This window comes from Pseudomonas ovata (assembly GCF_003131185.1).
In the GTDB taxonomy this organism is placed as follows: Bacteria; Pseudomonadota; Gammaproteobacteria; order Pseudomonadales; family Pseudomonadaceae; genus Aquipseudomonas; species Aquipseudomonas ovata.
The window spans coordinates 106,645-124,772 of record NZ_QFFU01000004.1 but is presented as its reverse complement, the minus strand read 5'-3'; the positions used below and the strand labels follow the sequence as shown (position 1 = coordinate 124,772).

17 protein-coding genes and 2 pseudogenes are annotated in these 18,128 nt (G+C 63.3%); 6 read left to right on the top strand and 13 right to left on the bottom strand.

Features of this window, described 5'->3' with window-relative positions; all coding sequences use genetic code 11:
* Positions 1-226 precede the first annotated feature (226 nt).
* The 3 genes from dtd (at position 227) to mdoH (ending at position 5,435) form a co-directional block, all read left to right on the top strand.
* The gene (gene dtd / locus DGA31_RS07550; protein WP_109512115.1) at positions 227-664 is read left to right on the top strand and encodes a D-aminoacyl-tRNA deacylase; all 438 of its coding nucleotides are present in this window, start codon (positions 227-229) and stop codon (positions 662-664) included.
* Between the two features lie 261 nt (positions 665-925).
* Positions 926-2,863 carry a glucan biosynthesis protein G gene (locus tag DGA31_RS07545; protein WP_109512231.1) on the top strand — a complete coding sequence of 646 codons (1,938 nt, stop codon included), beginning with the start codon at positions 926-928 and terminating at the stop codon, positions 2,861-2,863.
* Positions 2,856-5,435, top strand: coding sequence for a glucans biosynthesis glucosyltransferase MdoH (mdoH, locus tag DGA31_RS07540; protein WP_109512114.1), 2,580 nt, complete (start codon positions 2,856-2,858; stop codon positions 5,433-5,435). Before DGA31_RS07545 ends, mdoH begins: the two co-directional genes overlap by 8 nt.
* 146 nt (positions 5,436-5,581) lie before the next feature.
* Here mdoH and DGA31_RS30645 read toward each other — a convergent pair whose 3' ends face one another.
* From DGA31_RS30645 to ubiE, 13 genes and pseudogenes are all read right to left on the bottom strand, one after another.
* Positions 5,582-6,445, bottom strand: coding sequence for a methyl-accepting chemotaxis protein (locus tag DGA31_RS30645; RefSeq protein ID WP_421957954.1), 864 nt, complete (start codon positions 6,443-6,445; stop codon positions 5,582-5,584).
* A pseudogene (locus DGA31_RS30640) lies at positions 6,440-7,396 on the bottom strand (methyl-accepting chemotaxis protein); the annotation flags it as partial. The pseudogene DGA31_RS30640 and the gene DGA31_RS30645, both read right to left, overlap by 6 nt.
* A 577-nt stretch (positions 7,397-7,973) precedes the next feature.
* Entirely contained in the window at positions 7,974-8,687 is a 714-nt protein-coding gene (locus DGA31_RS31035) for a methyl-accepting chemotaxis protein (RefSeq protein WP_479681229.1), read from the bottom strand.
* Between the two features lie 141 nt (positions 8,688-8,828).
* Positions 8,829-9,809: pseudogene (locus DGA31_RS31030) on the bottom strand (methyl-accepting chemotaxis protein); the annotation flags it as partial.
* A gap of 164 nt (positions 9,810-9,973) precedes the next feature.
* Positions 9,974-10,681: a 16S rRNA (uracil(1498)-N(3))-methyltransferase gene (locus DGA31_RS07525; protein ID WP_109512112.1), complete on the bottom strand. Its 708-nt coding sequence runs from the start codon at positions 10,679-10,681 to the stop codon at positions 9,974-9,976.
* On the bottom strand, positions 10,678-11,463 hold the full coding sequence (gene tatC / locus DGA31_RS07520; protein ID WP_056841302.1) for a twin-arginine translocase subunit TatC: 786 nt from the start codon (positions 11,461-11,463) through the stop codon (positions 10,678-10,680). The genes DGA31_RS07525 and tatC overlap by 4 nt, the downstream gene beginning before the upstream one ends.
* A complete protein-coding gene (gene tatB, locus DGA31_RS07515; RefSeq protein ID WP_056841303.1) occupies positions 11,460-11,918 on the bottom strand; it encodes a Sec-independent protein translocase protein TatB in 459 nt (152 codons plus the stop codon). Before tatB ends, tatC begins: the two co-directional genes overlap by 4 nt.
* Positions 11,919-11,921: 3 nt before the next feature.
* Positions 11,922-12,212 carry a twin-arginine translocase TatA/TatE family subunit gene (locus DGA31_RS07510; RefSeq protein WP_056841304.1) on the bottom strand — a complete coding sequence of 97 codons (291 nt, stop codon included), beginning with the start codon at positions 12,210-12,212 and terminating at the stop codon, positions 11,922-11,924.
* 31 nt (positions 12,213-12,243) lie between these two features.
* Positions 12,244-12,582 carry a phosphoribosyl-ATP diphosphatase gene (locus tag DGA31_RS07505; RefSeq protein WP_056841305.1) on the bottom strand — a complete coding sequence of 113 codons (339 nt, stop codon included), beginning with the start codon at positions 12,580-12,582 and terminating at the stop codon, positions 12,244-12,246.
* Positions 12,583-12,584: 2 nt separating this feature from the next.
* Positions 12,585-12,977 carry a phosphoribosyl-AMP cyclohydrolase gene (gene hisI / locus DGA31_RS07500; RefSeq protein ID WP_056841306.1) on the bottom strand — a complete coding sequence of 131 codons (393 nt, stop codon included), beginning with the start codon at positions 12,975-12,977 and terminating at the stop codon, positions 12,585-12,587.
* Between the two features lie 67 nt (positions 12,978-13,044).
* The gene (gene ubiB, locus DGA31_RS07495; protein ID WP_109512111.1) at positions 13,045-14,664 is read right to left on the bottom strand and encodes a ubiquinone biosynthesis regulatory protein kinase UbiB; all 1,620 of its coding nucleotides are present in this window, start codon (positions 14,662-14,664) and stop codon (positions 13,045-13,047) included.
* The gene (locus tag DGA31_RS07490; RefSeq protein ID WP_109512110.1) at positions 14,661-15,290 is read right to left on the bottom strand and encodes a ubiquinone biosynthesis accessory factor UbiJ; all 630 of its coding nucleotides are present in this window, start codon (positions 15,288-15,290) and stop codon (positions 14,661-14,663) included. Before DGA31_RS07490 ends, ubiB begins: the two co-directional genes overlap by 4 nt.
* Complete coding sequence (ubiE, locus tag DGA31_RS07485; RefSeq protein WP_056841518.1) at positions 15,290-16,060, bottom strand: bifunctional demethylmenaquinone methyltransferase/2-methoxy-6-polyprenyl-1,4-benzoquinol methylase UbiE; 771 nt, start codon at positions 16,058-16,060, stop codon at positions 15,290-15,292. Before ubiE ends, DGA31_RS07490 begins: the two co-directional genes overlap by 1 nt.
* Positions 16,061-16,190: 130 nt before the next feature.
* On the opposite strand from ubiE, the gene DGA31_RS07480 reads away from it, so the two are divergent.
* The 3 genes from DGA31_RS07480 (at position 16,191) to DGA31_RS07470 (ending at position 18,114) form a co-directional block, all read left to right on the top strand.
* A complete protein-coding gene (locus DGA31_RS07480; protein ID WP_056841309.1) occupies positions 16,191-16,469 on the top strand; it encodes a polyhydroxyalkanoic acid system family protein in 279 nt (92 codons plus the stop codon).
* A 363-nt stretch (positions 16,470-16,832) separates the two neighbouring features.
* On the top strand, positions 16,833-17,312 hold the full coding sequence (locus DGA31_RS07475; protein WP_109512109.1) for a phasin family protein: 480 nt from the start codon (positions 16,833-16,835) through the stop codon (positions 17,310-17,312).
* 10 nt (positions 17,313-17,322) lie between these two features.
* Positions 17,323-18,114, top strand: coding sequence for a phasin family protein (locus tag DGA31_RS07470; protein ID WP_109512108.1), 792 nt, complete (start codon positions 17,323-17,325; stop codon positions 18,112-18,114).
* The last annotated feature ends 14 nt before the right edge of the window (positions 18,115-18,128 follow it).

The following is an 18,128-nucleotide window of genomic DNA, read 5'->3' as shown; positions in this document are numbered from 1 at the left end:
GGTAGGAGCGCGCTTGCCCGCGACCGAGTGCGTTAGCAGTCGTAAATTTGCAGCGTTTCGCAGATTTCCAGCCGTAAATTTTCAGCGTTTCGCAGATTTCCAGTCGTAAATTTGCAGCGTTTCCGAGATTTTGCGAGCGCTTCGCACTCGGTCGCGGGCAAGCGCGCTCCTACGGGGCAGGTACAGTGGTAAGTGTGCAGAACCAGGGGTCATTCAAGGAGCATTCATGAAAGGGTTGTTGCAACGCGTGCGCGGGGCACGGGTCGAGGTCGGGGGCGACGTGGTCGGGGCCATCGACCAGGGGTTATTGGTGTTGGTCGGGGTCGAGCCTCAAGACACGCCCGCCAGTGCCGACAAGTTATTGCACAAGTTGCTCAACTACCGGGTATTCAGCGATGCCGATGGCAAGATGAACCTGTCGTTGCGTGATGTAGAGGGCGGTTTGTTGCTGGTTTCGCAGTTCACCCTGGCGGCCGACACCCGCAGCGGCCTGCGCCCCGGTTTTTCAAAAGCGGCGCCTCCGGCCCTTGGGGCCGAAATGTTCGACTATCTTCTCAGGCAGGCCCAGGACGCTCACCCGCAGGTTGCTGCGGGCCGTTTTGGTGCGGACATGCAAGTGCATCTGGTCAACGACGGGCCGGTCACCTTCCTGTTCGAGACCTGAAAACCGTACGTTTGCGCAGGTCTGTAGGCATCAGGTATCGAAGTAATAAAAACTTTGTCACAGCTGATGCGTTGTCACGCGCGCTACAGGATAATCGCGCGCTAATTGGCCATTACCGATGGCCCGCCGGATGGAAGTGCGAAGACAGTTCGGCAGCCGACAGGGAATCATTAAGCCCTTTTGGAGTCCGAACAGTGCTCGCCAACCGGCACTGGATAGCTGGCCGTTGGTTCTTTAATCGTTTTTCGGCGAGGGTTGCTCGTGATTGTTAGTCCCTGTGATGCTCCAAAGACACCTGTCGCCCGGCTGCGTAATGCGCTGATGGCAAGCACTGCATTGGTCTGCCTGTTCGGCTCGGGCCAGTTGTGGGCATTCAATCTTGATGATGTGGCTGCAAGGGCAAAAGACCTGGCCGGGCAGAAGTTCGAAGCCCCCAGAAGCAACCTGCCGGGTGAGTTCCGCGACATGAAGTTCGCGGACTACCAGAAAATCCGTTTCCGCGACGACAAGGCCGAGTGGGCGGGCGAAAAGACCCCGTTCAAACTGTCGTTCTATCACCAGGGCATGCATTTCGACACGCCGGTGAAAATCAACGAAGTGACCGCGACCACCGTCGACGAGATCAAGTACGACCCGGCCCGTTTCGACTTCGGCGAACTGAAGTTCGACCCCAAGGCCACTGAAAAGCTCGGTTATGCCGGTTTCAAGGTCACCTATCCGATCAACAAGGATGACAAGCAGGACGAGATCATGACCATGCTGGGCGCGAGTTATTTCCGCGTCATCGGCAAGGGTCAGGTTTATGGCTTGTCTGCCCGTGGCATGGCCATCGACACCGCCGTGCCGTCCGGTGAGGAATTCCCGCGCTTCAAGGAATTCTGGATCGAAAAACCCAACGGCGAAGATGGCCACCTGGTCATTTACGCCTTGCTCGACTCGCCACGGGCCACCGGTGCCTACCAGTTCATCCTGCGCCCGGGTTCCGACACCCGCGTGGACGTGAAGTCGCGCATGTACCTGCGTGACAAGGTCACCAAGCTGGGCGTGGCGCCTTTGACCAGCATGTTCCTGTTCGGCACCCACCAGCCGCCGCGCACGCAGAACTTCCGTCGCGAGCTGCATGACTCCAGCGGCCTGTCGATCCAGGCCGCCAACGGCGAGTGGCTGTGGCGTCCGCTGAACAACCCGCGTCACCTGTCGGTCAGCAGCTTCTCGGTCGAGAACCCGCGCGGTTTCGGCCTGTTGCAGCGTGGCCGCGAGTTCAGCCAGTTCGAAGACCTCGACGACCGCTACGACAAGCGCCCAAGCGCCTGGATCGAGCCGCGTGGCGACTGGGGCAAGGGTGTGGTCGAGCTGGTCGAGATTCCGACTGCCGACGAAACCAACGACAACATCGTGGCCTTCTGGAAGCCTGAAACCCTGCCGGCCCCTGGGGAGCCGGTGGATTTCAACTACCGCATCCACTGGACCATGGACGAAAACGCCATTCACTCGCCGGACCTGGGCTGGGTCAAGCAGACCCTGCGCTCGCTGGGTGATGTGCGTCAGGCCAACCTGATTCGCCAGCCTGACGGCACCCTGGCCTTCCTGATCGACTTCGTAGGTCCCGTGCTCTCGGCCCTGCCGGAAGACAAGACCATTCGCAGCCAGGTGACCACCGACGAAAACACCGAGCTGGTCGACAACAACCTGCGCTACAACCCGGTGACCAAGGGCTATCGCCTGAGCCTGCGCATCAAGGTCAAGGACACCAGCCGTCCGATCGAGATGCGTGCCTATCTGCTGCGGGAAATCCCGGCTGAACCCGGCAAGGAACCTGCGTTGCTGGTTTCGGATGAGAAGGCGGCCCCGAGCAAGTCAACGACGCCAGGCGTCGTGAAAGACACCCGCGCCGTGGCCAAGGCCGAAGCGGTCAAGGCCGCCGAAGCGGGCAAGCCTGATGCGACCAAGCCGGAAGCAGCCAAGCCTGATGCAGGCAAGGCGCAAGTGGCACAGGCTCCGGCCGACGCTGCCAAGGTCAAGACCGAAGCCGATGCCGCCAAACCTGAAGCCGGCAAGGCCGATGTGGCCAATGCCGAGGCGGGCAAGGACGCTGTTCAGCCACCTGCAACCGAAGCTGCACCCACCCTTCCGGAGCCGGCCAAGACCCTGCAAGTCCTGACCGAGACCTGGAGCTACCAGTTGCCTAGCGATGAGTAATTCACATACGGCGCCAGAGTCTCTGAACGAGTACCTGGCACACCTGCCCATGAGCGACGAGCAGCGGGCCGAACTGGCCGGCTGCACCTCGTTCTCCGAATTGCACCAGCGCCTGGCGGCCCAGCCGGGCGCCGCACCTGCCGAGGCCGCCCAGGCATCGGTGGGCACGCGCCTGAACCTGGCCACGGCCGATGAACTGCGCGATGCCGAAATGCTCGGCGTCGACGCCAGCGGCCGGCTGTGCCTGAAAATCGCACCGCCCATTCGCCGCACCCGCGTGGTGCCCGAGCCATGGCGCACCAATATCCTGGTGCGTGGCTGGCGACGCCTGACCGGCAAGGGCAACCCGCCCAAGCCGGTCGATGATCTGCCGCGCGACCTGCCCAAGGCGCGCTGGCGCACGGTCGGTTCGATTCGCCGCTACATTCTGCTGGTGCTGATGCTCGGCCAGACGATCGTGGCTGGCTGGTACATGAAGGGCATCCTGCCCTATCAGGGCTGGTCGCTGGTGTCGCTGGACGAAATCACCCGCCAGACCTTTGTGCAGACTGCCATGCAGGTGCTGCCGTATGCCTTGCAGACCAGCATCCTGCTGCTGTTCGGCATTCTGTTCTGCTGGGTGTCGGCCGGTTTCTGGACCGCCCTGATGGGCTTTCTGGAGCTGATCACCGGACGCGACAAATACCGCATCTCAGGCGCCAGTGCCGGCAACGAGCCCATCGAAGCCGGTGCACGCACCGCGCTGGTGATGCCGATCTGCAACGAAGACGTGCCGCGGGTGTTCGCCGGCCTGCGCGCCACCTTCGAGTCCGTGGCCGCCACCGGTGACCTGGACCGTTTCGACTTCTTTGTGCTCAGCGACACCAACGAAACCGACATCGCCGTGGCCGAGCAACAGGCCTGGCTGGACGTGTGCCGTGAAACCAGCGGCTTCGGCAAGATTTTCTACCGCCGTCGCCGTCGTCGCGTCAAACGCAAGAGCGGCAACCTCGACGACTTCTGCCGTCGCTGGGGCAGTGACTACCGCTACATGGTCGTGCTCGATGCCGACAGCGTCATGAGCGGTGAGTGCCTGACCAGCCTGGTGCGCCTGATGGAAGCCACGCCAGACGCCGGCATCATCCAGACCGCGCCACGGGCGTCGGGCATGGACACCCTGTATGCGCGCCTGCAACAGTTCGCCACTCGTGTCTACGGGCCGCTGTTCACCGCCGGCCTGCACTTCTGGCAGCTGGGCGAATCGCACTATTGGGGGCACAACGCGATCATTCGCATGAAGCCGTTCATCGAGCACTGCGCCCTGGCGCCGCTGCCCGGTAAAGGCGCGTTCGCCGGCTCCATCCTCTCGCACGACTTCGTCGAAGCGGCGCTGATGCGTCGGGCCGGCTGGGGCGTGTGGATTGCCTACGACCTGCCGGGCAGTTATGAAGAGTTACCGCCCAACCTGCTGGACGAGCTCAAGCGCGACCGCCGCTGGTGCCACGGTAACCTGATGAACTTCCGCCTGTTCCTGGTCAAGGGTATGCACCCGGTGCACCGTGCGGTGTTCCTGACCGGCGTGATGTCCTACCTGTCGGCGCCGTTGTGGTTCTTCTTTCTGGTGCTGTCCACCGCGCTGCTGGCGGTCAACACCCTGATGGAGCCAACCTACTTCCTGGAACCACGGCAGTTGTACCCGTTGTGGCCGCAGTGGCACCCGGAAAAAGCCGTCGCGCTGTTCTCGACCACCATCGTGCTGTTGTTCCTGCCCAAGCTGCTCAGTGTGATCCTGATCTGGGCCAAGGGCGCGACCGGCTTCGGTGGCAAGTTCAAGGTCACCGTGTCGATGATCAGCGAAATGCTGTTCTCGATGCTGCTGGCACCAGTGCGCATGCTGTTCCACACCCGTTTCGTGCTCGCCGCGTTCCTGGGTTGGGCCGCGACCTGGAACTCGCCGCAGCGTGACGACGACTCCACGCCGTGGTCCGAGGCAGTCAAACGCCATGGCCCGCAGACCTTGTTGGGCGTGGCCTGGACCCTGTTGGTGGCCTGGCTGAACCCGAGCTTTTTGTGGTGGCTGGCGCCGATTGTGGTGTCGCTGATGCTGTCGATCCCGGTGTCGGTGATCTCCAGCCGCACCAATCTTGGTCTGAAGGCCCGTGACGAGAAGCTGTTCCTGATCCCTGAGGAATACGACACGCCCAAGGAGTTGCAGTCCACCGACCAGTACACCCACGAGAACCGCTGGCATGCGCTCAAGCAGGGCTTCGTGCGGGCCGTGGTCGACCCGCAGCAGAACGCCCTGGCCTGTGCCATGGCGACCTCGCGCCATCGCCTGGCCGCCCCGATCGAGTCGTTGCGTGCCGAGCGCATCGAGCAGGCGCTCAAGGTCGGTCCTGAAAAGCTCAGCAACCATGAACGCCTGATGCTGCTCAGTGACCCGGTGGCGCTGGCGCGCCTGCATGAGCAGGTCTGGAGTGTGCAGCATCCGGAGTGGCTGGCCGCCTGGCGCGCCTCCATCGAGGCTGATCCGCATGCACCGCTGCTGCCGTTGCAGCCGGCCGGTGCATTGCCGGTGCCATTGCCGGCCTGATGCAACCTTGCAAAAACGCCCCTGATTCAGGGGCGTTTTTGTTTGTGGCAGACACAGCGCCAAGGCTTCAGTGAGTCATGGGGTCTTTTCGCGATCGTTGGTCGCTCCAGATCGGGTGTTTTCAGCGCCTAAGGTAGCGGGTTCGCCTACACCTTGAATCGCCCCACCAGTTCCTTCAGGTGCGTGCCCAGGCGCGCCAGTTCGATGCTGGAGGCGGCGGTTTCCTCGCTGGCGGTGGCGGTCTGTTCGGAGATGTTGCGCACATTCACCACGTTGCGGTTGATCTGCTCGGCCACCGCACTCTGCTGTTCGCTGGCCGTGGCGATCTGCAGGTTCATGCCCTGAATGCTGGCCACCGTGCGGGTGATCTGCTCCAGGGCGCTGCCGGCACGGCGGCTCAGTTCCACGCTCTGGTCGGTCAGGCTGCGACTGTTGTCCAGGGTCGTGGCCACCTGCTGGGTGCCGTTTTGCAGGGCCGCAATCAGCTCTTCGATTTCCTCGGTCGACTGTTGGGTGCGTTGTGCCAGGCTGCGAACCTCATCGGCCACCACCGCAAAGCCGCGTCCGGCTTCTCCGGCCCGCGCCGCCTCGATGGCGGCATTGAGCGCCAGCAGGTTGGTCTGTTGCGAGACGGACTTGATCACGTCCAGCACCCCGACGATCTTGCCGCTTTCCTGCTTGAGGCGGCCCATGGCCTGGGTCGAGTGGCGCATTTCATCGGCCAGTTGTTCGATCTGGCCAATCGCCTGGCCCACCACCTGATCGCCATCGCGCGCCTGCTGGTCCGCTTGCGCGGCGGCCTGGGAGGCCTCCTGGGCATTGCTGGCCACCTGCAGCACGGTGGCGGCCATCTGGTTGATGGCCGTGGCAACCTGATCGGTTTCTTCTTTCTGGTTATTGACTCCCGCGCTGGTCTGCTCGGTGACCGCCGACAGTTGCTCGGCGGCGCTGGCAATCTGCGTGACGCCATCACCAATGCCGTTGATCAGGCCACGCAGGTTCAGGGTCATGGTCTGGATGCTGCCTTGCAGCTGGCCCATCTCGTCGCGACGCAGGCTCGGCAGGTCACGGCTCAGGTCGCCCTGGGCAATGCGTGCGGCGGCGGCCAGGGCCTGGCGCAAGGGCACGAGAATCTGCCGGGTCATGAACCAGGCCGCCAGCAGGGCCGCCAGCAGGGCCAGCGAGGCAACCCCGGTCAGGGCCGTGCGGGCATTCCCAGCCTCACTGTCGCGCAGCACCCCTTGGACGCCGATCAGCCCGGCCACCGAGTCGAGCATCGAGTCGCCCAGCGTCTCCATGGTCTGTTGGCCCTGCTCGACCTTGACCTGTACGTCATGGAACAGGCCCAGTGCCCGCTTGTAGGCTTGCAAGGCCTGTTCGGCCGGCTTGAGCGCCTGCAGGTTGTCACCGGCCTGGTCCCGGGCGATCTGGCGGATTTCTTCCAGGGCCTCGTCGAGGGCGACGATGGCGGCGCTTTCATCGGTCTGCCTGCCGGTGAGGGTGTAGGCCTGCACTTGCGCGCTGGCCTGCTGGATATGCTGCTTGAGCTGCGACAGATTGGTGAACTCCTCCAGCCGCTCGCCGTTGTCCTGCTCCTGACTCACAGCCTTGAGCACCTCGGTTTCGACATCGACGATGGCCTTGACCACCTGGGTCGCCTGTTGCTTGAGGGTGTCTGCGGCGCTGTCGCGTGCCTTGCGCTGTTCGCTCAGTTCGGCAAAGGTCTTTTCCATGGCCGCCACAATGCGGCTCTGGGCATTCAACAGGTCCAGGCTGCGCGTGTCCTCGATGGCCTTGTGCAGCAGGCTGAGCTGGGTTTCCAGCTCGTTGAGGCGGTCTTCGACCCGCGTGGCGTTTTGCGGGGTGTTTTCCTGGCGAAACAGAATGCGTTCGGCGCGCAGGTCCTTGGTCAGGCTGCTGAGGTGCGCGATGGATGAGATGGCTTCGGCGCGCTCGATCATGGTGTTCAAGCCGTGCCAGCCGGTGAAGGTGATGGTCAGGGTCAGGCACAGCACCAGGCCGAAGCCCAGTGCCAGCTTGAGCCTGACGCTGAGGTTTTCCAGCGATTGATTGATCCTGCGGAACATGGGATTTCTCCTGCTTGGGGATGGCGTCATGAGCGCATCGGCAGGAGGAGGTAACACGCGACCTGAGTTGGTCGTAGGAAAATTCCGAGCGATTACAGAAGGTGAGGCCGGTCACAGAAGCCGAGCCTGGCCTTTTGTATCAAGCTCAGGTCCAAGGCTCGGTGATATGGCACGGCATCTGGTTTGTAGGAGCGCGCTTGCCCGCGACCGGCTGCGTTAGCAGTCGTAAAATTGTGGCGTCTTCGAGATTTTACGAGCGCTAACGCACTCGGTCGCGGGCAGAGCGCGCTCCTACAGGACAGGCTATTCGGGCAGGCATCGACCGGTAGGAGCCCGCTTGCCGGCGACCGAGTGCGGAGCGCTCGCAGAAATTGATTAAACGCCACAATTTTACGACTGCTGCGCAGCCGGTCGCGGGCAAGCGCGCTCCTACAGGACAGAGCGCGGGGCGTCAGATCACGAAGCGCCCCACCAGGGTTTGCAGGTGGTTGCCCAGGCGCGCCAGCTCGACGCTGGAGGCGGCGGTTTCTTCGCTGGCGGCGGCGGTCTGTTGCGACACGTCACGCACATTGAGCACGCTGCGGTTGATCTCGTCGGCCGTGGCGCTTTGCTGCTCGGCGGCGGCGGCAATCTGCTGGTTCATCGCCTGGATGGCCGAGACCGTGCGGGTGATGCTTTCCAGCGAGCCCCCGGCGCGGCGGGTCAGCTCGACGCTGCTGTCGGTCAGCGCCAGGCTGTCGTCCATGATGCTCGACACCTGCTGGGTGCCGCTTTGCAGGCCGGCAATCAGCGCTTCGATCTCTTCGGTGGACTTCTGGGTACGCTGCGCCAGGCTGCGCACCTCATCGGCCACCACGGCAAAGCCGCGTCCGGCTTCACCGGCGCGCGCCGCTTCAATGGCGGCGTTCAGCGCCAGCAGGTTGGTCTGTTCGGCCACCGACTTGATCACATCCAGCACGCTACCGATCTTGTCGCTTTCGCGCTTGAGTTCGTCCATGGCGGCAGTGGAATTACCCATGGCCTTGGCTAGGCGTTCGATCTGGCCGATGGCCTCGTTGACCACCCGGTCACCCTCACGAGCCTGCTGGTCGGCGGCCAGTGCCGCTTCCGAGGCTTCTTCGGCGTTGCGTGCCACTTCCTGCACGGTAGCGGTCATTTCATGCATGGCGGTGGCCACCTGATCGGTCTCGACCCGCTGGCTGTTGACCCCGGCACTGGTCTGCTCGGTGACGGCCGAGAGTTCTTCGGCCGCGCTGGCAATCTGCGTCACGCCATCGCGAATGCCGCCCACCAGCTCGCGCAGGCTGACGGTCATGCGCTGCAGGGTGCCTTGCAGCACACCCAGTTCGTCCCGGCGATTGACGTTGAGGTTGTGGCTGAGGTCGCCGGCGGCCACGCGCTCGACGGCCTTGAGCGTATCTTGCAGGGGCAGGGTGATCTGCCGGGTGATGATCCAGCCGGCGAGCACGCTGAACAGCAGCGCCAGGGCCGTGCCCAGACCAATGGTCAGGACTGCCTGCTCGCTCTCCTTGTCGCGGCTGGCATTCTGGTCGGCAATCAGGTCGCCGTTTATCTTGAGCATTTGCTCGCCAAGCGGCGCCATCTTTTCCAGCGAGGCCAGGCTGGCGGCCTGGGCATCACGGTACTTGCCCACCGCCTTGCGATAGCCTTGCAAGCCCGCCTGTGCCGCCTGTAGCGTCGGCAGGAAGTCGGCCGGAATATCGCCAGCCAGGGCGTTGATGCCGGTCATGGCCTCGTCGATGGCCGCGTTGGCGTTCTTCTCGAATTCGGCACGGCCGCTGTAGGTGTAGCCGCGCACCTGAAAGCGTGCTTGTTGCAGCAATTTGCTGACGCCAACGATATTGTTGAAGGCCAGAATATCGTTGCTCTTGAGCAGTTCGGCTTCGAGCTTGTTGATTTCGGCCACGGCTTTGTCGGCGCTGTCGCCCATCAGGCTGCGGGTGCCTTCACGGGCTTCGATGGCCTGGCTCATTTCCATGAACGCCTGGCGATAATCGACAGCCGTCTTGATCTGGGTGTCCAGCCGTTGCTGGTTGGCCGATGAGCGAGTCAGGCTACGAGCCATGCGCAGGTCGATGTCGAGCTGGTCGAGGGCTGCCACGACGTTCCTGGCCGCCTCGGTGCTGGACAGCGCTTCATAGCGCTGACGCTGGATGCGCAGTTCCAGGGTCTGCTCATTGACCTGGTTGATGGCGCTGACCCGATCGCCCCGCTCGATCAGCGACTGGATGCTGCGCCAACCGGTGGCGCTGATGGCCAGGGTCATCAGCACCACGAGGCCGAAACCGAGCGCCAGTTTGCGGCTGACACTCGCGTTGGCGAGACGTTGGGTAATGGACATGGTGACTCCTTGCCGGGCAGATACAGTACGAACCCCTGTATCGGCAAGAACCCTGCAAGCTGAAGCGATTTAGATGACGGAGCAAATGCTCAGAACAAGCGCGCCAACAGTGCCGTGACCGCAGTCTCGACGCGCAGGATGCGCGCCCCGAGCTGCACCGGCTGCAACCCGGCGCCGGCCAGCAGGTCGACCTCGTACGGGATCCAGCCACCTTCCGGGCCAATGGCCAGGGTCACCGGCTGTTCGACCGCCCGCGGGCAGGGCGGAAAGTCGCCCGGATGGCCGACCAGCCCGAGGGTGTCCTGGGCCAGGGCCGGCAGGCGGTCCTCGACAAATGGCTTGAAGCGCTTTTCGATCAGCACCTCGGGTAACACGCTGTCGCGGGCCTGCTCCAGGCCCAGGATCAGGTTCTCGCGGATGGCCTCGGGGTTGAGGAAAGGCGTCTGCCAGAAGCTTTTCTCGACCCGATAGCTGTTGACCAGAATCAGCCGTGGCACGCCCATGGTGGCCACGGTCTGGAACACCCGGCGCAGCATTTTCGGGCGTGGCACGGCCAGGATCAGGGTCAGCGGCAGTTTGGCTGGCGGCGGGCTGTGCAAGGACACGCGCAGCTCGGCTTCGCCTGGCTCCAGGCGCAGCACTTCGGCTTCCCCCAGCAGGCCGCCGATACGGCCGACCCGCAGGCGGTCACCGACCGCGACCCGCTGTACCTCCTGCATGTGGGTCAGGCGCCGGTCACGCAACACCACACGGTCGGCCGCGATGAAGTCGGCCTCTTCGAGCAACAGCAGGTTCACGACAGCGGCGCTGGCGGCTGGTCGCGCTTCTGGTCTTCAGGATGCTCGCCGCGCTTGCTGATCATGCTGCTGCACAGGATGCCCAGCTCGAACAGCAACCACATCGGCACTGCCAGCAGGGTCTGCGAGAAGATGTCCGGCGGCGTGAGGATCATGCCGACCACAAAGCAGCCGATGATCACGTAGGGGCGGATCTTCTTCAGGTACTTGACGTCGACCACACCGATCCACACCAGCAACACCACGGCCACCGGAATCTCGAAGGCCACGCCGAAGGCAAAGAACAGCGTCATGACGAAGTCCAGGTAGCTGGCGATGTCGGTCATCATCGACACGCCTTCAGGCGTCACGCTGGCAAAGAAGTGGAAAATCAGCGGGAACACCAGGAAGTAGGCGAACGCCATGCCGGCATAGAACAGGATGATGCTCGACACCAGCAAGGGCACGGCGATGCGCTTTTCATGCCGGTACAGGCCCGGTGCGATGAAGCCCCAGACCTGATGCAGGATGATGGGCATCGAGGCGAACAATGCCACCATCATGGTCAGCTTGAAGGGCGTCAGGAACGGCGAGGCCACATCGGTGGCAATCATCGTCGCGCCTTCGGGCAGGTAGGCGCGCAGCGGGGCAGACACCAGGGTGTAGATCTTCTGCGCAAAGTAGAACAGGCAGGCAAAGACCACAAACACCGCAGCCACGCAACGCAGCAGGCGTGTACGCAGCTCGGTCAGGTGCGAGACCAGCGGCATGGGCTGGTCGTTTTCCGGGATATCAGCGCTCATGGGGCTCGCGATGGCAATGACGGGTCAGTGAGGGCAGCCGGCTGACCGACAGGCGTGGCCACGGTCGCAGGCTTGGGTGTTTTTTCCAGGGTCAGACGCGGCGTTGCCGGCGTGACGGTGGCCGGCGGCACCGAAGACTCAGGTTGCAGCGCAATGGGTTGCGGATCCGGTTCGACTGCCGGGGCGTCGCGATTGAGCACGTCTTCGTTGGGCGGCGAGAACAGCTTGCGGGCTTCTTCTTCCAGCGACAGGATGTGCTCGTTGTGCAGTTGCCGGCGAATCTCGTCGGCACCGATTTCACGTTCCACTTCCTGCTTGATGGCATTGAAGCTGCGCCGCAGACGGCCTATCCACAGCCCGGCGGTACGCGCGGCTCCCGGCAGGCGCTCGGGACCCAGTACCAGCAGGGCCACCAGGCCGATCAGCAGCAGTTCGGAAAAGCTGATACCAAACATGGATCAGACCTGGTCCTTGCGCACCGGATCCTGGACCCTTTGCGCCTGGGCATCGATGGTGTGCGGCGGCTGGGGTTGCGGGTTATGCGCCGTGCTCTGGGCCGGCTGCGGTTGTGGCTGCGGCTGGGCGGTCGGGTTGGGCTCGGCCGGCTTTTCATCGTCGTGCATGGCCTTGCGAAAGCCCTTGATCGATTCGCCGACATCACTGCCCAGGCCCTTGAGCTTCTTGGTGCCGAATACCAGCACCACGACGATCAGGATAACGAGCCAGTGTTTCCAGTCAAAAATACCCATGGAGCAATCCTCTTGAAGTTCGGGCGCGGACTCAGGCCTGGCCTGGGGTCCGGGCAGCTTTTTCCGCATGACCGGACAGGCCGAAGCGGCGGTCCAGTTCGTCGAGTACCGCCTGTGGGTGCTGGCCCAGGGCTGCGAGCATCACCAGGCTGTGGAACCACAGGTCGGCGGTTTCATAGATGACATCGCTGCAGTCGCCACTGACAGCGGCGTCCTTGGCGGCAATGATGGTTTCGACCGACTCTTCGCCGACCTTTTCCAGGATCTTGTTCAGGCCCTTGTGATACAGGCTGGCCACATAGGAGCTGTCGGCTGCCGCGCCCTTGCGCGATTCGAGCACTTCGGCCAGCCGGGTCAGGGTATCGGTCATGTTCAGTGTCCTGAGGAGTAGATGGCGTCGGGGTCCTTGAGCACCGGGTCGACGGTTTTCCAGTCGCCGTTCTCGAAGACCCGGTAGAAGCAGCTTTGCCGGCCGGTGTGGCAGGCGATGCCGCCCAGTTGCTCGACCATCAGGATGACGACGTCGGCGTCGCAGTCCAGGCGCAGTTCATGGAGCTTTTGCACATGGCCGGACTCTTCACCCTTGCGCCACAGCTTGCCGCGCGAGCGCGACCAGTAGATGGCGCGGTTTTCGGCTGCCGTCAGGGCCAGTGCCTCGCGGTTCATCCAGGCCATCATCAATACGCGGCCGGTCTTGTGGTCCTGAGCGATTGCAGGCACCAGACCGTCGCTGTTCCAGTGAATCTCGTCCAGCCAGTCTTTCATATCTACTCCGGCTGCCAGGGTTGTCGCCCGGCGGGTTGAACAGTGTGCCAGCGCCTCGGGCTGCTGGCTATCGACGAACGATCAGATACAGCCCTGCCACCAGCATGATGCCGGCCGGTACGCTGGTCAGCCCCGGCAGTGCCGTGCCGGCCGAGCTCAGCGCCCAGGTCTGGATCGCGCCGCCGGTCAGCAAGGCCGCGCCCAGCAGGCGCAAGGCCCAGTTGTCGTTGCGGTCGTGCCAGGGCTTTGGCGGGTCGTTGGCGTGCGGTCGCGACATGCGCTCCAGCAGGTCACGGGTCATACCGGCAATATGCGGTAACTGTTCGACCTGCGATTGCAGGTTGCCCAGCAACGTTTTCGGGCTGACCCGCTCACGCATCCAGCGCTCCAGAAACGGCTGCGCCGTGCTCCACAGGTCCAGGTCGGGGTACAACTGGCGACCCAGGCCCTCGATGTTGAGCAGGGTCTTCTGCAACAGCACCAGTTGCGGCTGCACTTCCATATTGAAGCGCCGTGCGGTCTGGAACAGACGCATCAGCACCTGGCCGAAGGAAATGTCCTTGAGCGGCTTCTCGAAGATCGGCTCGCACACCGTGCGGATCGCCGCCTCGAACTCGTTGAGCTTGGTTTCTGCCGGCACCCAGCCTGAATCAATATGCAACTGCGCCACCCGGCGATAATCGCGCTTGAAGAAGGCAAACAGGTTACGGGCCAGATAATCCTGGTCTTCGGGGGTCAGGCTGCCGACGATGCCGCAGTCGATGGCGATGTATTGCGGGGTCCAGGGGTTGACCGTGCTGACGAAGATATTGCCCGGGTGCATGTCGGCGTGGAAAAAGCTGTCGCGAAACACCTGGGTGAAGAAGATCTCCACACCGCGCTCGGCCAGCAGCTTCATGTCGGTGCGCTGGTCGGCCAGGGTCGCAAGATCGGTGACCTGGACGCCGTAGATGCGCTCCATCACCAGCACCTTGGGCCGGCACCAGTCCCAGTAGACCTGCGGCACGTACAAAAGGTCGGACCCTTCGAAGTTGCGCCGCAACTGGCTGGAGTTGGCCGCCTCGCGCAGCAGGTCCAGCTCGTCGTAGATGGTCTTTTCGTAGTCGCTGACCACTTGCACCGGGTGCAGCAGGCGCGCGTCGGCCGACAGCCGCTCGGCGATGCGCGCCAGAATGAACAGCCAGGCCATGTCCTGGGTGATGATCGGCCGCAGGCCGGGCCGCACCACCTTGACCACCACTTCTTCGCCGGTCTTGAGGCGTGCGGCATGCACCTGGGCCACCGAGGCCGAAGCCAGTGGCTCGACGTCGAAGCGGCTGAACACCTCGCTGATGCGTGCGCCCAGTTGTGATTCGATCAATTGCACCGACAGTTTCGGGTCGAACGGCGGTACCCGGTCCTGCAGCAGCATCAGCGCGTCGGCGATGTCTTCGGGCAGCAGGTCGCGGCGGGTCGAGAGCAACTGGCCGAACTTGATGAAGATCGGTCCCAGGTCCTGCAACGCCAGGCGCAGGCGCGTGCCGCGGTCCAGTTCCGAGGGCTTGCGCGGCAGCCAGCGCCACGGCAGCACGAAGCGTACCGCCAGCAGCCACCAGGGCAGCGGCAGGGCGAACAGCAGGTCATCGAGGCGGTAACGGATTACGACACGCTGGATGCGAAACAGGCGGCGGACGGCAAGCAACTTCATTCGAGATCGCTATGGCTTGGGGTCAGGGAGGAAGAGAGGCGGGCAACCCGGGCTTCGAGGCGTTCCAGATCGAGCTTGATCCGGTCCAGCTCGCTGAACTGCGCCTCGGCTTCGTGTGTGCCGACCAAGGTGCGGGACTCTTCACTCAGGTAGTCGGCCAGGTTCTGGCCCAGGCTGGCCAGCGCGCCCCGGGTCCAGCGTGCGCGGCTGCGCAGGTGGCTGCCCAGCAACTGGCTGGCCACAGGGCCCAGCCAGCGCGACAGTTCGTATTCCCAGTCCAGCTCGAGGTCTTGCAGGATGCCGCTCAGCGCCAGCAGCACGCCACTGTCGCCGTCCAGCTCGACGTCCGGGCCGTGCAGCACGGCACTCTTGTCCTGGCTCAGGGCCAGGCGCACCAGGGTGGCGGCCGGGGCGCGCAGCGTACAGTCGGCATCGGCGGCCCAGTCGGCGGCCAGGAACAGGCCTTCATCACCGGGAAGGATGAACAGCTTCAGGGCCGGGTCCCGGCAGTCGATGGCGATTACGGTCCCGGCCAGCGCACCCAGGCGCGGCAGGGCCGTGGCGTCCAGGCGCAGCACCCGGTTGATGCCATGCTCGACACTGGCCAGCAAGCCTCGCAGCAGCATCAGGGCTTGATGCCCCGGTGCAGGGCCACGATACCGCTGGTCATGTTGTGATAGGTCACGCGGTCGAAACCGGCCTGCACCATCATCGACTTCAGGGTTTCCTGATTGGGGTGCATGCGGATCGACTCGGCCAGGTAGCGGTAGCTTTCCGAATCGTTGGTCACCAGCTTGCCCATCAATGGCATGAAGGCGAACGAGTAGGCGTCATAGGCCTTGGACATCAGCGCGTTGGTCGGCTTGGAGAACTCCAGCACCAGCAGGCGACCACCAGGCTTGAGCACGCGCAGCATCGAGCGCAGGGCGTCTTCCTTGTTGGTCACGTTGCGCAGGCCGAAAGCGATGGTCACGCAGTCGAAGTGGTTGTCCGGGAACGGCAGCTTCTCGGCGTCGGCCTGGACGAATTCGATGTTGCCCGACACGCCTTTATCGAGCAGGCGGTCGCGGCCGACCTTGAGCATCGAGGCGTTGATGTCGGCCAGGACCACATGCCCGGTCGGGCCGACCAGTTGCGAGAACTTGCGCGCCAGGTCGCCTGTGCCGCCGGCGATGTCCAGCACCCGGTTGCCGGGGCGCACGCCCGACAGCTCGATGGTGAAGCGCTTCCAGAGCCGGTGCATGCCACCGGACAGCAGGTCGTTCATCAGGTCGTATTTGGCGGCTACCGAGTGAAACACCTCAGCAACCTTTTCCGCCTTCTGGCTTTGCGGCACATTCTTGTAGCCGAAGTGGGTGGTGGGTTCGGCATCGCTGCCTTTGCGCTGATCGGTCATATCGCTGTCACCGGAATAGAATGCTGCCATTCTAATCATCAGGGCTGACTTTGTCTTGACAACGCGCATGGCCGGTACGGCCCGCTGTTATAGTTCGGCCACGATTCACCTTTTAACGAGGACCATTGGCATGTCGAAAATCATCGTTGAGCGCCCGCACGAACTGGGCCACGAGCAGGCTCGCGCCAAGGCCGAGCACCTGGTGCAAAAGCTGTCGACCAAGTACGGCCTGGCGCACGAGTGGGACGGCGACAGCGTGTCGCTGCACGGCAAGGGCGCCAAGGGCCGGGTCGACGTCGAAGCGGCGCTGATCCGTATCAGCATCGAACTCAGCTTCTTTCTCTCGGCGATGAGCGGCACGATCAAGAGCGAGATCGAACGGGTGCTGGACCGCGAGCTGGCGGCCTGACCTGCAGGACGCTCTCATCAAATACAAAATAAATGACTGGCTCTGCCAGGTTTTAAATTCACCGCTGTAGGAGCGCGCTTGCCCGCGACCGGCTGCGTTAGCAGTCGTAAATTTGTGGCGTTTCATAGATCCCGGACTAGGTCGCAGTCGTAAATTTGTGGCGTTTCGCAGATTTCTGAATGCGTTCACTATGAGTTTGTGGCGTTTCATCAATTTTGCGAGCGCTACGCACTCGGTCGCGGGCAAGCGCGCTCCTACCCGGCAGGTGTGTTGTTAGGGTGTCGATTCTAATTTTTCTGCTTACTTTGGCCTGACTGTCCCTGAAGGGGGCGTTCCCTTCAACCTTCAAGCGTGAGGTGAACCATGGCCAAAGTCAGTGTAAGAAGAAAAATCGAAGTCGACCTCGAACAGGACGGCAAGCTTGCCGACGTCAAGCATTACGCCCGCAAGATCTGGCTGGCGGGCCTGGGCGTCTATACCCGGGTCAATGAAGAAGGCAGCGAGTACGTCAAGGAACTGATCCGCGCCGGTGAGCGGGCCGAGAAGGAAGCGAAAAAGACCATCGACCAGAAGGTTGAAGCCGCCAACAGCGAGATCGACTCGATCAAGGGCGAGGCCACCGAAGTCAAGAATCGCTTCGAAGCCCAACTGGACAAGATCGAAGGCCTGTTCGACCGGCGCATCGCCAAGGGCCTGCATCGCATCGGCATTCCGTCGCGCCATGACGTCGAGGCGCTCTCTGCTAAGCTCGATGAACTGACCGCCTTGCTGGAGCGTGTCGGCAATCGCAAGCTTGACCGTCCTGAGCCCAAGAAGCTTGAGCGCGTCGAGTCGGATCAATAAGGAGAGCGGGATGGCAGGCAAGAAAAAAACCGAAAAGCAAGGCAGCTCCTGGATTGGTGAGATCGAGAAGTACTCGCGCCAGATCTGGCTGGCGGGTCTGGGGGCTTACTCCAAGATCAGCAATGACGGCAGCAAGCTGTTCGAAACCCTGGTAAAGGATGGCGAGCAGGCCGAGAAGCAGACGCAGGCCCAGGCCGAGCAGAAGCTTGAAGAGGTCAAGGACGGTGTCAGGGCCGGCAAGTCCCGGGTGGGCGATGTGAAGGACCTGGCGCTTGGCAAGTGGAGCGAACTCGAAGGCGCCTTCGACAAACGCCTCAACAGCGCCATTTCGCGCCTGGGCGTGCCCAGCCGCAGTGAAGTCGAGTCGTTGCACGACAAGGTTGACCGGTTGACCCGGCAGATCGAGCAGTTGACCGGCGAGCAGGTCCAGCCGGTGACCACCACCCGCGCCGCCTCCCGGCCGGCCTCCGGCAGTACCGCCAGGCCATTGATCAAGTCGGCTGCCAAAACGGTCGCCAAGACCGCCGACAAGGTGGCCAGCAAGGCAGATGCGGCCAAGCCGGCAGTGAAGAAGGCAGCGGCCAAGCCGGTCGATGCGGCCAGCAAGGCTGCCTCGGCGACTGCCAGCAGCGCACGGTCAGCGGCGGCGTCGGCCGACACCAAGCCGGCCAAAAAGCCGGCACCCCGCAAGCGTGTTGCCAAGCCGGCGGCCAAGCCTGTGGCAGAAAAAGAGCCGGCAAGCGCGGCTCCTGCCAGCCCGGCAACCGAGGCCGACACCGGCGCTTCCGCCAGCCAGTCCTGACCGGACCGCAAGGC

Bases quoted from the DNA above. Each gene is read 5' to 3' on its own strand.
- DGA31_RS31035 (WP_479681229.1), bottom strand. From the start codon at position 8,687: ATGCATGAAATGACCGCTACCGTGCAGGAAGTGGCACGCAACGCCGAA.
- DGA31_RS07505 (WP_056841305.1), bottom strand. From the start codon at position 12,582: ATGACCGATACCCTGACCCGGCTGGCCGAAGTGCTCGAATCGCGCAAG.
- tatB (WP_056841303.1), bottom strand. From the start codon at position 11,918: ATGTTTGGTATCAGCTTTTCCGAACTGCTGCTGATCGGCCTGGTGGCC.
- DGA31_RS07475 (WP_109512109.1), top strand. From the start codon at position 16,833: ATGGCCAAAGTCAGTGTAAGAAGAAAAATCGAAGTCGACCTCGAACAG.
- hisI (WP_056841306.1), bottom strand. From the start codon at position 12,977: ATGAAAGACTGGCTGGACGAGATTCACTGGAACAGCGACGGTCTGGTG.
- DGA31_RS07510 (WP_056841304.1), bottom strand. From the start codon at position 12,212: ATGGGTATTTTTGACTGGAAACACTGGCTCGTTATCCTGATCGTCGTG.
- DGA31_RS07490 (WP_109512110.1), bottom strand. From the start codon at position 15,290: ATGCTGCTGCGAGGCTTGCTGGCCAGTGTCGAGCATGGCATCAACCGG.
- dtd (WP_109512115.1), top strand. From the start codon at position 227: ATGAAAGGGTTGTTGCAACGCGTGCGCGGGGCACGGGTCGAGGTCGGG.
- mdoH (WP_109512114.1), top strand. From the start codon at position 2,856: ATGAGTAATTCACATACGGCGCCAGAGTCTCTGAACGAGTACCTGGCA.
- DGA31_RS07470 (WP_109512108.1), top strand. From the start codon at position 17,323: ATGGCAGGCAAGAAAAAAACCGAAAAGCAAGGCAGCTCCTGGATTGGT.
- ubiB (WP_109512111.1), bottom strand. From the start codon at position 14,664: ATGAAGTTGCTTGCCGTCCGCCGCCTGTTTCGCATCCAGCGTGTCGTA.
- DGA31_RS07480 (WP_056841309.1), top strand. From the start codon at position 16,191: ATGTCGAAAATCATCGTTGAGCGCCCGCACGAACTGGGCCACGAGCAG.
- DGA31_RS30645 (WP_421957954.1), bottom strand. From the start codon at position 6,445: ATGACCCTGAACCTGCGTGGCCTGATCAACGGCATTGGTGATGGCGTC.
- tatC (WP_056841302.1), bottom strand. From the start codon at position 11,463: ATGAGCGCTGATATCCCGGAAAACGACCAGCCCATGCCGCTGGTCTCG.
- ubiE (WP_056841518.1), bottom strand. From the start codon at position 16,060: ATGACCGATCAGCGCAAAGGCAGCGATGCCGAACCCACCACCCACTTC.